Origin of the sequence: uncultured Sphingomonas sp. (assembly GCF_936927845.1) — a bacterium.
Lineage (GTDB): Bacteria > Pseudomonadota > Alphaproteobacteria > Sphingomonadales > Sphingomonadaceae > Sphingomonas.
On record NZ_CAKZHV010000067.1, the window covers coordinates 40,394 to 52,585 of the forward strand.

Below are 12,192 nucleotides of genomic sequence, written 5' to 3' on the forward strand. Positions count from 1 at the left end.
CGGTGACGGTGAAGAAGTGGTGGCGCCCGGCATGGTAGACCACACGACCACGAGTGCGCCCACCTGATCTCGCGTTGCGCCCGATCGATGCCCGAAACGGTATCTGAACAGTGCAAATAGCCTGGGTTAGTCAAACAGCATGAAAGGAGGCGCCAAACAGCGCTGCCACTTAACCTGCGCTAAAGCCTGAAAACTTCTTCTATGAGACACTGATCTTGGTTGGCGCTGGGAGAGACTGATGGAAATCGGACCAAGGCGCAAGGCGCTGGCATTGTTCCTGGAACGGCTGGGCGCGCGCTCGCAGCTCGGTGAGGCAGAACGCACCGCTGTGCTCGCACTGCCGGGATATCCGCAGACCGTCGCCGCGCACCGCGATGTCGTGCGCGTCGGCGAGCAGGTGGAGCATTGCTGCCTGGTGGTCGAGGGACTGATCGGTCGCTTCGCACAATTGGAGGACGGCAGCCGGCAGATCGTCGGCTTCCACCTGCCCGGCGACATGGTCGGGCTGGACACGCTGATGCTGGCGCAGGCCGCTTCGCCACTCCATGCCTTGACCAATTCGACGATCATCAAGGTGCCGCACGATGCGCTGCGCGATCTGGTCGCAGCGCACGGGGAATTGTCGGCTGCGCTATGGCGCGACTGCATCGTCGACAGCGCAATCCTGGCGCGCTGGCTGGTCAACGTCGGGCGCAAGAATGCGCGCAGCCGCATCGCGCATCTGCTGTGCGAGATGGCGCTGCGCTACGATCAGATCGGCCGGCTGCGCCACGGGACCTTCTGTTTCCCGATCACGCAGGAGCAGATCGCGGACGCGGTCGGCATGACCGCGGTGCACGTCAATCGCTCAATCAAGACGCTGCGCGACGAGGGGCTGATCCTGTGGGCACGATCGGAGATCACGATCCGGGACTGGCGCGCACTCGCGTCGATCGGCGAGTTCGACGCCGATTACCTCTGCCTCGGCGCGCCACGTGATCGTTCGGTGGCGCTCACGCGACGGGTGTCCTGACGCCGCACATGTCCTCGACGAGCTGAACCGCGCGGCCGAGTGCGATCGGCTTCTCCGCGCGCGCGTACGACGCGAACTCGACGGGATCGCGGCGCGATCGTAGCCGGTCACGAACGCGAACGGGATCGCCTGCCGCGCGAGCAGGCGCGGCAGGTCGAGCGAGATGCCGTTGCCGAGGTTCAGGTCGAGCAGCGCGCAATCGGGCCGATCGGCCGCGAGCGCATCGGTGGCGGTCGCCACGCAGGCGAACGGGCCGAGCACGCGCGCGCCGGCATCCTCCAGCGTGTCCTGCAAGTCGGTCGCCAGATAATAATCGTCTTCGAGGATGAGGACGCTCACGCCCTCCAGCCTGCGCTTGTCGTCGGTCATCGTCCGCCCGCGTCGGTTTGTAGGATGCTTTCCGCGTCGATCAGCGGGAATTCGATGCAGCTCTCAAGGCCACCGGCGCGCAATTCCAGGCTGCCGTGCCCCTTCAGCTCGTAAGGAATACGGCGGGTAACGAGCTCGGCCCCGAAGCCGCGATGCCTGGGTGCCGCGTCGATCACGGGGACGCCGCGTTCCTGCCATAACAGCACCAGCCACCGCCGATCGCCGCGATCCTCCAGTCGCCAGTTGACGCTCAACCGCGCATCGGCGCGCGCGAAGGCACCATATTTGGTCGCGTTGGTCGCCAGTTCATGGATCGCGAGCGTGACCACTTCCGCGGTCTTGGGCGACAAACACACCGCCGGCCCGCACAAGGCGTATTGCGTCTGCGAGGCTGCCTGCGATTGCAGTTCGTCGGCGATGATCGTCTCCAGATCGATCGCCTGCCCCGCCGCGCGCGTCAGCAGCACCTGCGTGCGCGCGAGCGCCCCGATCCGGCCGTGCAGATGCTGGACATAATCCTCGAGCGAGCGCTGGCCGTCGTCGGAGCGGCTGATGATCGCGCGCGTGATCGCGAGGATATTGCGGACACGGTGCTGCAACTCGGCGAGCAGCGTGGCCTGGCGCGCCTGCAGTCCGCGCAGATCGTCGACGTCGGTCGAGGTGCCGAGCCACTCGACCACTTCGCTTGCCTCGTTGCGGACCGGCGCGGCGCGGGTCTGGAACCAGCGGAAGCGTTGTTCGTCGGCGTGCCACAGGCGATAGTCGGCGTGAAATGCGCCGCGCGCGGTCGCGCCGGCCCAGATATCCATGACGCGGTCGCGATCGTCGGGGTGGACAGGACCCAGCCAGCCGAGATCGTGACTGTCGCGCTCGGCCTGCCCGGTGAACGCCGACCATTGCGGGCTTGCCCATGTCCAATGCCCGCCGTCGACCGCGCGCCAGACGAGCTGGGGAATGCCCTCGATCAGCGCGCGCTGCCAGCGCTCGTTCAATCGCAGCGCCTGTTCCGCCGCGCGGCGCTCGGTCAGGTCCTGCGCGATACCGCCGACGCGGATCACGCGTCCGTCGGCACCGAAGATCGGGAAGCCGACATCGACGATGTAGCGCAGCTCGCCGTCGCCGCGCACGATGCGATAATGCTCGGTCACCTGCTGCCCCGCGAGTGCGCGCGGCAAGGCTTGCAGCACGCGTTCGCGGTCCTCAGGGTGCAGCATCTCGGCCCAGCGTGCCGGATCATCGATGATGTCCTCGCGCGACACGCCCCACACGCGATTGAACGAGGGCGACAGGAATTCGGGCCGCTGGGTGGCCGCGTCGACGATCCAGATGACGTCGGAACTCGCATCGGCGAACTGGCGGAAGCGCGCCTCGCTGTCGCGCAGCGCCGCATCGGCGCGCGCGCGCTCGATCGCGGCCCAGGTTCGCTCCGCTGCTTCCTCCACCAGCGCGATCTCGGCCGCGGTCCAGCGGCGCGGCGTGGATGACACCGCGACCATCGAACTGAGCGGGCACTCGTCCCCGCGCCGAACCGTCGAGGCAAGCATCGCGCGCATGCCGAGTGCCTTGCTGTTGGCACGCTCGGCAGGCGACAGCCCACGTCGATCGAAATCGTCCTCGATCACCAACGTGTGGTGCAGTACCTGCTCATAAGCGTCGGGGAAATCCGACAAGCGCACCGTCGCGGGCAGCGCGGGCACCGTGTCGTTGCCGACCTGATACGGAAAGTCGGCCGCATCGTTCGCCGGGCGGTAATAAGTGATGTAGCAGCGATCGAGGCCCAGATGGTCCTGCACCAGGGCGATCGCGCGGTGTGCGACCGCGTCGGCGTCCTCCTCGGCGCGCAGCGCATCGCTCAGCCGGAGCAGGAAGGCTTGTCGCTCCTCGCTCGCGCGCAAGGCGTCCTCGGCCGCGCGGCGCACGGTCACATCCTCGAAGGTGACGCTCAGCCGATCGGTTCCGTCGGGATAAACGAACACCTCGAACCAGCGGTCGATCGCGCTGAACGGCTGCTCGATCCGCTCGGGCGCACCCTGCCGCGCGATGCGGTCGAACGCCTGCGTCCAGGAAGGGTCTAGATCGGGAAAGATCTCGCTTGCCAACCGTCCGGTGGCGCGATCGACCGCGATGCCGAAGATGCGTTCGAATGCCTGGTTGAACTCGAGGTAGCGTTGATCGATCGCGCGACCGTTCGCATCCCTGACCAGCTCGAAACAGCAATAGCCTTGCCCTATCGTCTGGAACAACAGCCGGTAGCGGTCGCGTTCGGCCTCTGCGGCGGCCAGCGCCGCCTGCACGGCCGCGAGGCACGCCGGTTCGAAGGAGGATGGATCACCGCTCAAGGTTCATGTCCGCAGTGGGCGGTTATCGGACGTGCCGGGTGCGGCGGCATTAACCTGAGTGCGGTTCGGGCCGATTTCTCATGAGCTGGAGATAGTATGCTTGCGAGCAGGAAGCGGCAGACGGTGAATGGCGCGGATTGTCGCCGCCGTAATCGATGGCCACGGGGCTTGCACGGGCGGCGGTCATGCTGACGCCGCCCGTCGTTCCCACGCGCGCAAGCATGCTGAGCGGGGAACAGGAAGTGCTCGTACCCTCGCCGGCGCGAGCGGGTTGGTGGCCGCTACACCCGCGTGCGCCGCTTAGCCGTTCCGTGCGACCTGGAAGCCCGCGAACGACTGGCTGACCGGCATCAGCTCGAGCCGGTTTATGTTGAGGTGCGGCGGCAGCGTCGCGATCCACAGCACGGTGGCGGCGATGTCGTCGGCGGTCATCGGCTCGGCCCCGGCGTAGAGCGTGTCGGACGCGCCCTGGTCGCCGCCGGTGCGCACCAAGGTGAACTCGGTTTCCACCATTCCCGGATCGATCGCGCTGACGCGCACACCGGTGCCGTGCAGGTCGGAGCGCAGGTTGAGCGTGAACTGCTGCACGAACGCCTTGGTCCCGCCGTACACGTTCCCGCCGGGATAGGGATAGGTACCCGCGACCGAGGCGATGTTGATGATTGCACCCTTGCGCGCAATCAGTCCCGGCAGCAGCCGATGCGTGATCGCGACCAGTGCGGTGACGTTGGTGTCGATCATGGTACGCCACTGTGCCAGATCGGCCTTCTGTGCGGGCGAAGTGCCGAGCGCCAGTCCGGCATTGTTGACGAGCAGGTCGATTCCTCGGAAGCGCTCGGGCACGGCGGCGAGCGCGGATTCGACCGCGGCATCGTCGCGCACGTCGAACATCGCCGGGTGGATGCGGTCGCCCAACTCGTCGGCCAGTGCGGCGAGCCGCTCGGCCCGGCGCCCGGTGACGATCACCTGCCACCCGGCACGCGCGAGCGCGCGCGTGGTGGCAGCACCAATCCCGGAAGTCGCACCGGTGACGATCGCGGTCTTCATGTTCACTCTCCTTCGGCGAGACGCGCCACAGTGCAAGCGTTTCCCAACGGCTAACGGCCGACCCCGTTGCGGCCGGGATGCTGATACGCGATGGGTCGGCGCGGTCCAGTGTCGCGTTCGCGCGCGGGTCGCTTGCGTGTGAAGCCGCAGCGGGCGTCACCCGAGCCAGCGGACGGCATCGAACCACGAGCGGATCGGCCGCAGCGTCGTTTTGCCAGCGCAGGTAGGTTGACATGCAGGGAGATCAGCTCGGCGTTGCCCCCGGTCCCCGCTGAAGTCTGGGTGAAGTCGAGCCACTCGGCAGCGCCTGCTATCTCGCGCAACATGGGTCGGATCGGGCGCGCGATCGGCGTCGGCGAAGCGGCACACCTCGCCACCGAAGGGCAGGAGACACCGGGAGTTGATTGTTGTAGCTCTACCGAGCTGGCGCATTCGCTGCGCCATGCACAAGCTCTTCTTGGCCGCGGTGTAGCGCACGCTGCTTTGCACTATCGCCCGCGCCCGGCATGGCTCCGTACATGATCGACGCTTCCGCACGCTATCCTTCGACAACCCGGCGGTTCGCAATCACGCGCGTGCCGGTCGCCGCGCGCATCCTGGTCGGACTGCTGGCGGGGCTGGGCGCAGGGTATGTCGCCGGTCCGGCGAGCACCTTTCTTCCCGCGCTGCAGATGGTCGGCGGCGTGTGGCTCGACGCGCTGCGGATGCCGATCATCCCATTAGTGTTCGCCCTGGTGGTGACGGGGCTGGGTAGCGGGTCGGGGCTCGACGGTTCGACCGCGGTGGTGCGGCGCGCGATGGCGGCGTTCGTCGTCCTGTTGTTCGCCTCCGCCGTCTTCGGCGTTACGCTCGGCGCGGCAATGTTCGGCAACTGGCACGTCGCCGGGCTAGATGCGGTGCGCGGCGCGCAGGACACATTGCCCGCGCTGCCGCCGCTCGGTGACACGCTGCGCGCGTTGGTGCCGGTCAACCCGATCGCGTCGGCGGCGGGCGGCGCGATCGTGCCGGTTGTAATCTTCGCGCTGCTATTCGCGCTCGCGCTGCGCCGGATCGAGCGCGCGCAGGCTGCCACGGTGATCGACTTCTTCCGCACCGTCGCCGACACGCTGCTGGTCATCATCGGCTGGGTGTTGCTGGCGGCGCCGGTCGGCGTCTTCGCGCTCGCGTTCGACGCTGCGGCGCGCAGCGGGGTCGCGGTCGGTGCGCTGCTCGCCTGGTACGTCGTCGCGCGTATTGTCGGCGGACTGATGCTGGCGGGCGCGTTCGTTCTGCTGGTCGCGGTGGCGGCGCGCACGTCGCTGTCCGCGTTCCTGCGCGCCGGCGCACCCGCGCTGTCGGTCGCGTTCAGCACGCAATCGTCGCTCGCCTCCTTGCCCGCGATGTTGCACGCGACGCGCGCGCTCGGCCTGCCCGAGCGGTCGGTCGGCACGGTGCTGCCGCTGGCTGTCGCGCTGTTCCGCATCAGCGCACCGACCGCGATCAGCCTTGCCGTGCTCGCGCTCGCGCGGCTGAACGGCGTCAACTTGGGCGTGCCGCAACTCGCGCTGATCGCGGTTCTGGCGGTGCTCAACAACCTCGTGATCGCGGGGCTGCCGAACCAGATCAGCTTCTTCGCCGCCTACGCGCCCGTCGCGCTCGCGGTCGGCGTGCCGATCGACCTGCTGCCGCTGTTCCTCGCGGTCGATACCATCCCCGACATGTTCGCGACGAGTGCCAACGTCACCGCCGACCTTGCGCTGACAATCGTGCTGACCGAACAGGAAGCGGAGGACGCAGCATGAGCCGCGCCAACACCCCGGATCGCACTATCGCATCAAACCGACGCCGTACAAGCCGAGGCCGATGAGCGACGAGGCGAGCAGCGTCGTGATAACCCCCGCGCGCGCCCGAAAGATCAGGTAACCCGCCCCCAGCGACAGCGCGACTGCCGCCGGATCGATGCTTGACAAGATTGGCGCATCGAAGCGCAGCGGCCCGGCCGCGACCAGCCGCGTCTGGCGGAACAGCGTGTGGAGCGCGAACCAGATCGCGAGGTTGAGGACCACGCCGACAACCGCGGCGGTGATCGCGGAGAGTGCACCAGCCACCGCGACGTTGCCGCGCAGCCGCTCGATGAAGGGCGCGCCGAGGAAGATCCACAGGAAGCACGGCACGAACGTCACCCAGGTCGCCAGCAAACCGCCGAGCGTGCCCGCCACGAGCGGCGACAGGCCGCCGGGATCGCGAAACGCGCCCAGGAAGCCGACGAACTGCAATACCATGATGAGCGGCCCCGGCGTCGTCTCCGCCATGCCTAGCCCGTCGAGCATCTCTCTCGGGCCGAGCCAGCCGTAATGCTCCACCGCCTGCTGCGCGACATAGGCGAGCACGGCATAGGCACCCCCGACCGTCACCGTCGCCATGGTCGAGAAAAAGGTGGCGACACGGCTGAACACGTCGTCAGGGCCGCGCGCGAGCAGCGACACCGCGACCGGCAGCAGCCAAAGCGTGAGCCAGATCGCTGCCGTCCGGATCGTGTTCGCCCATGTCGGGCGCGCATGCGGCGGCAGTTCCTCACCCAGTAGCGTATCGGCATCGGCCACCGTCACGCCTTTCGACGCGCCATGCCCGCCGCCACCGAAGACCGTGCTGCCGCGCCGCGCCGACCACCAGCCGATCAGCCCGGCCCCCAGCACGATCAATGGAAACGGTACCCTGGCGAAGAAGATCAGCACAAAGGCTGCCGCCGCGAGTGCCTTGGCCGGATAGCTCCTGAGTGCGCGCCCACCGATCCGCACCACCGCCTGGAGCACGACTGCCAGCACCGCGCATTTCAGACCAAAGAACAATGCCGAGACGATGCCGACGCGGCCGTAGAGGACATAGACCCAGCTCAGCGCCATGATCGCGACCGCGCCGGGGATGACGAACAGCACGCCGGCGACGATCCCGCCGCGCGTGCGGTGCAGCAGCCAGCCGATGTAGGTGGCGAGTTGCTGCGCCTCGGGACCAGGCAGCAGCATGCAATAATTGAGCGCGTGAAGAAAGCGCTGCTCGCCGATCCAGCGCTTCTCGTCGACCAGGATGCGGTGCATGACGGCGATCTGCCCCGCTGGTCCGCCGAACGACAGCAGCGCGATCCGCAACCACACCCAGAACGCCTCGCCGAGCGTGACTGGCGCCGGGCGCGCGCTTGCGGTATCGGGCGCCGCCGCGTTCATGCCGACACCGCGCTGCGCGATGACTGGTGCGAGGACCCGTCATGTCTCTCCCCGCGCGCGTCGCGACACCAGCGATAGAGCGCGTCGTACAACCCCATCCCGGCCTCGAGTTGAGCGTGATCGTCGCTGTGGATACGTGACAAACCGAGCGAGATCGCGAGCAAGCCGGCGGCCTCCGGCGCGAGGTCGAGCCGGTCGGTATCGGCGCCGCGCACGATGGTCGCCAGACGGGCGAGCGGTTCATGCGTCTCCAGCCCGAACGCGTCGACCATGACGTCGAACGTGCAGCGTTCGCCGCGGTGGCTCCAGAACACGCCTTCGTCCGCGACGTCGAACGGCTCGGCCTGCTGCTGCGCCGCGACGCTCAACACCTCGCCCGGCGCGACGAACAGGAAGCGCGCGGCTGGATCGACGAAACGGCGGATCAGCCACGGACAGGCGATGCGATCGACCTTCGGGCGCGCGCGCGTCACCCACCAGGTGCGCCCGTCCTCGTGGCGCGGCGGCAGATGTGCGAGCGAGACGGTGGGATGCCCCCTCGCCGCCCAGGCCGCGAAGCCGCCGTCCAGCACCTCTGCCGCAATACCGTCGCTGCGCAGGATCGCCGCGGCGGCGATCGCCCGACCAGCGCCGTCGGCATCGACGATCACGACGCTTGATCCTGCGCGATAATTCCATCGGATCGGGTCCGGGTGCACGGGCAACAGCGCCCCCGGTATCGTCAGAGATGGCGCGTCGCGCACATCAACGACATGCGGCGCGCCGGCCACAGCGACCAGGCGGGCGAGTTTGTCTGGCGTGATGATGTTCGGCGCAGGCATGACGCGTCCCTTGCAAGGCTTGTGCTGGACGCGATGCTCTAGCTGACGCCTCATGGGGAGATCGCGAACCCCATGACGACAATCAGCCACGCGGGCGCCATGTTGTCAACGGTGCGGGGTCGTGCAGCGGACGCTAGATCGAAGCGCCGATCCTGTGGGTGCGAGCACCGTAAAGAAAAAGCCAATCGGACCGGCCGGTTCGCATACACGAGCCGCGCACCTGCCCTCCCCTCCCCCGAACACCATTGGGTGCGCCTGGTTGACGGCCGACCAACCTCTGCGGCCATGTCGGTCGCGTACCTTCGCGAGACGCGCTCAGGTGGGTCTGTTAGCCAATACTGCGTCGAGCAGGCCGGGAAAGCGGCGATCGAAGTCGTAACGGCGCAACGTATTGATCATCTCGCGACCGACCTGTGTCGTCTCGATCAGCCCCGCCGCGCGCAACAGTTTCAAATGGTTCGACAGCGTGCTCTTCGGGATCGTATCGCACGGCGCTGCATCGGTGCAACTCAGCCGCTCGGTTGCGACCAGGCGAGCCACCATGGCTAGGCGGTTGGGATCGGCCAATGCGTGCAGTGCCAGGTCGAGCGGAACGTCCTCCAATCTCGGATGTGTGAAGCGCGGCATACAGCGCATATAGGCAGCTACCGTCATTTTAACAGTTCGGCATTATTGAAATGTTGCGAACCTACTCCATCTTTCGCCCTGCCGACCGCGCACGATGCCGTGATCGCGGGCGAGATATCGGAGGTTATTATGTCACTTCAGGGCAAGAAAGCGCTCGTCACCGGCGGATCGCGCGGCATCGGAGCGGCGATCGCAAAACGATTGGCGGCCGACGGCGCAGCAGTCGCGATCACCTATGCCGGCAACAAGGCTGCGGCGGACGCGACCGTGGCGGCGATCGAGCAGGCGGGCGGCACCGCCTTCGCGTTCCAGGCCGATGCTGCCGATCCGGTGTCACAGCGTCGCGGCATCGAGCAGGCCGTGGCAGCGCTAGGTGCGATCGACATCCTCGTCCACAATGCCGGCGTCGCCGAGTTTTCCACGATCGTGGACGACACCGACGAGGCCTTCGAGCGCCAGTTCGGCGTCAACGTGAAGGGGCTGCACGTCGGCACGCGCGCTGCCTTGCCGCATCTGAACGACGGCGGCCGCATCATCTTGATCGGCAGCATCTCGGGTGAAATGGCGTTCCCCGCGACTACGGTCTACAGCGCGACCAAGGCAGCCGTGGCGGCATTGGCGCGCGGATGGGCAAAGGATCTCGCGCCGCGCAAGATTCTGGTCAATACGGTGCAGCCTGGCCCAATCGATACCGACCTGAACCCCGCCGAAGGTGAGTTCGCGCAGCAGATGCTCGGCACCATTCCGCTGGGTCGCTACGGCCACGTCGACGAGGTCGCAGGTGCGGTCTCGTTCCTCGCCGGACCGGATGCGAGCTACATCACCGGCACCACGCTCAACATCGACGGCGGTATCACGGCGTGAACGTACGTCAGCGCCCGCGTCCGATCGGTTGGGATGCGGCGCTGATACCGGCTGTTGGCGAGCCGATCTGCAAGTAAGTTGGTTCGCACACGTGCGTCTGCCGCGCGCGGCTACCCTGCTGATCGCCTGCCTCTTGTTCAACTCGGCGTGGCACATCACCAGTAAGCGCGGTAGGTCAGACCGATGAAGCTAGCCGATCTCGCCGAATTGGCAGGGGTTTCCACCTCCACCGTGTCGCGCGCGCTTGCCGGGCATCCATCGATCAGCGCGGCCACGCAGGCGCGCGCGAAGGCTTTGGCGCGCGAGCATGACGTGAGGCCCCACCAGCTCGCGCGCAACCTGCGGTTGAAGACTACCAGCGCGATCGAGCTCGCGCTCCCGCTCGACCGCGCGCGAACACAGCATCTGACCGACCCGTTCTCCCTTACCTTGCTCGGCTTCCTCGCCGATCTGCTCGTCGAGCGCGACTATGACGTTCCCCTGTCCCGCCTGATCCCCGATCGTGACGTTTAGCTCGACCGGTTGATCGACAGCGGCCGGGACGACGGATTGCTGCTGGTCGGGCAGTCGGACCAGACCGCGGCGATCGAGTGCGCGGCCGCGCGTGACGCGCCCCTCGTGGTCTGGGGCGCCAATCGCCCCGATCAGCGCCAGGTGACGATCGGGTTGGACAATGTGGCGGGCGGGCACCTCGCGGCACGGCACTTGTTGGCGCAAGGGTTGCCGCCGACTGTTGTTCATCGGCGATTCGGCTCCACCCGAGTTCGCCGACCGGCTCGCCGGATTTTGCGATGGCGCGGCGGCGGCCGATCGGACGGTCGACGTGCTTGAAACCATGATGACGCCCGATGCCGTCCATGCGGCGGTGCGTCAGCTGCTCGCGCATAAATATGTCCCTGCCGGTATCTTCGCCGCGTCGGATATCGTCGCGATGACCACGCTGCGCGCACTTGCCGAGGCGGGGATCGACGTGCCGGGCAACACCGCAGTGATCGGCTATGACGACGTGACGCTCGCCGCCCACGCTTCGCCGCCGCTCACCACGATGCCGAAACGGGTGCGCGGTTGATGGTCGACGCATGGCTGGCGAAGATCGGCGGCGGCAATGCATCGTCGTGGATCATCGCCTCGCAGCTGATCGTTCGCGCATCGACCTGAGGAAATCGATCACACGTAAGTTAGGCTGGCAGTCGGCTTCTGCAGAGAGCCGTCCGGCAGGGAGGATCGAATGGAGGCTCACCATCACGTGCTGACCACCGTTGCGCTGTTTGCCGCATCCGCCGCGCACGCGCAGGTCGCCCTCGCCGAAAGCAACCCGTCCGATCAGGCCGCGCAGACGTATCAGTCCGCCGCCGCAGCTTAAGCAGAGGCCGCGAGCGAGGACATCGTCGCCACCGGCGTGGCGCAGGGACGTAACCGGCTCGATACGTAAGTCGCGGTCAGTTCGCTCGATGCGAAGCTCACCTCCAAGCTGCCACCGCGCAACACCGCCGAGATCCTGCGCAATCTGCCGGGCATCCGCGTCGAAGCGTCGGGTGGCGAGGGTAACGCCAACATCTCGGTGCGCGGGCTGCCGGTTGCGTCGGGCGGCGCGAAATTCCTGCAATTGCAGGAGGACAGCCTGCCCGTGCTGGAGTTCGGCGACATCATCTTCGGCATCTTCGGCCACCGACATCTTCATCCGCAACGACCTGTCGCTCGCGCGGATCGAGTAGGTGCGTGGCGGCTCGGCGTCGACCTTCGCCAGCAACTCGCCCGGTGGCATCATCAACTTCATCTCGAAGACGGGTGAGCAGGAAGGCGGCTCGTTCCAGCTTTCCTGCGGCCTCGACTATCGCGAATACCGCGCCGCTTTCGCTTATGGCGGCCGGATCGACGACGCGATGCGCTACGAACTGAACGGCTTCTACCGA

The 12,192-nt window shown here is 67.1% G+C and carries 11 protein-coding genes; 6 read left to right on the forward strand and 5 right to left on the reverse strand.

Features of this window, described 5'->3' with window-relative positions:
- Window positions 1-238: 238 nt before the first annotated feature.
- Entirely contained in the window at window positions 239-1,012 is a 774-nt protein-coding gene (locus Q0579_RS15035; RefSeq protein WP_298813818.1) for a Crp/Fnr family transcriptional regulator, read from the forward strand.
- A gap of 365 nt (window positions 1,013-1,377) precedes the next feature.
- Here the strand turns inward: Q0579_RS15035 and Q0579_RS15040 are convergent, their stop codons facing one another.
- Both Q0579_RS15040 and Q0579_RS15045 read right to left on the reverse strand, forming a co-directional pair.
- Complete coding sequence (locus Q0579_RS15040; protein WP_298813819.1) at window positions 1,378-3,720, reverse strand: PAS domain-containing protein; 2,343 nt, start codon at window positions 3,718-3,720, stop codon at window positions 1,378-1,380.
- Window positions 3,721-4,020: 300 nt separating this feature from the next.
- Entirely contained in the window at window positions 4,021-4,767 is a 747-nt protein-coding gene (locus Q0579_RS15045; protein WP_298813820.1) for an SDR family NAD(P)-dependent oxidoreductase, read from the reverse strand.
- A gap of 518 nt (window positions 4,768-5,285) precedes the next feature.
- Between Q0579_RS15045 and Q0579_RS15050 the strand changes: the two genes are divergently transcribed.
- Entirely contained in the window at window positions 5,286-6,548 is a 1,263-nt protein-coding gene (locus Q0579_RS15050) for a cation:dicarboxylase symporter family transporter (protein WP_298813821.1), read from the forward strand.
- A gap of 24 nt (window positions 6,549-6,572) precedes the next feature.
- On the opposite strand, the gene chrA is transcribed toward Q0579_RS15050, so the two are convergent.
- The 3 genes from chrA to Q0579_RS15065 form a co-directional block, all read right to left on the reverse strand.
- Entirely contained in the window at window positions 6,573-7,967 is a 1,395-nt protein-coding gene (gene chrA / locus Q0579_RS15055) for a chromate efflux transporter (protein WP_298813823.1), read from the reverse strand.
- Entirely contained in the window at window positions 7,964-8,788 is an 825-nt protein-coding gene (locus Q0579_RS15060) for a sulfurtransferase/chromate resistance protein (protein WP_298813825.1), read from the reverse strand. Before Q0579_RS15060 ends, chrA begins: the two co-directional genes overlap by 4 nt.
- A gap of 315 nt (window positions 8,789-9,103) precedes the next feature.
- Entirely contained in the window at window positions 9,104-9,415 is a 312-nt protein-coding gene (locus Q0579_RS15065; protein ID WP_366522292.1) for a helix-turn-helix domain-containing protein, read from the reverse strand.
- Between the two features lie 129 nt (window positions 9,416-9,544).
- Between Q0579_RS15065 and Q0579_RS15070 the strand changes: the two genes are divergently transcribed.
- The 4 genes from Q0579_RS15070 (at window position 9,545) to Q0579_RS18310 (ending at window position 12,071) form a co-directional block, all read left to right on the forward strand.
- Window positions 9,545-10,279, forward strand: coding sequence for an SDR family oxidoreductase (locus Q0579_RS15070; RefSeq protein ID WP_298813829.1), 735 nt, complete (start codon window positions 9,545-9,547; stop codon window positions 10,277-10,279).
- A 183-nt stretch (window positions 10,280-10,462) separates the two neighbouring features.
- A complete protein-coding gene (locus tag Q0579_RS15075; RefSeq protein WP_298813831.1) occupies window positions 10,463-10,792 on the forward strand; it encodes a LacI family DNA-binding transcriptional regulator in 330 nt (109 codons plus the stop codon).
- 220 nt (window positions 10,793-11,012) lie between these two features.
- The gene (locus Q0579_RS15080; protein ID WP_298813834.1) at window positions 11,013-11,348 is read left to right on the forward strand and encodes a substrate-binding domain-containing protein; all 336 of its coding nucleotides are present in this window, start codon (window positions 11,013-11,015) and stop codon (window positions 11,346-11,348) included.
- Between the two features lie 426 nt (window positions 11,349-11,774).
- The gene (locus Q0579_RS18310) at window positions 11,775-12,071 is read left to right on the forward strand and encodes a hypothetical protein (protein WP_366522293.1); all 297 of its coding nucleotides are present in this window, start codon (window positions 11,775-11,777) and stop codon (window positions 12,069-12,071) included.
- Window positions 12,072-12,192 lie beyond the last annotated feature (121 nt).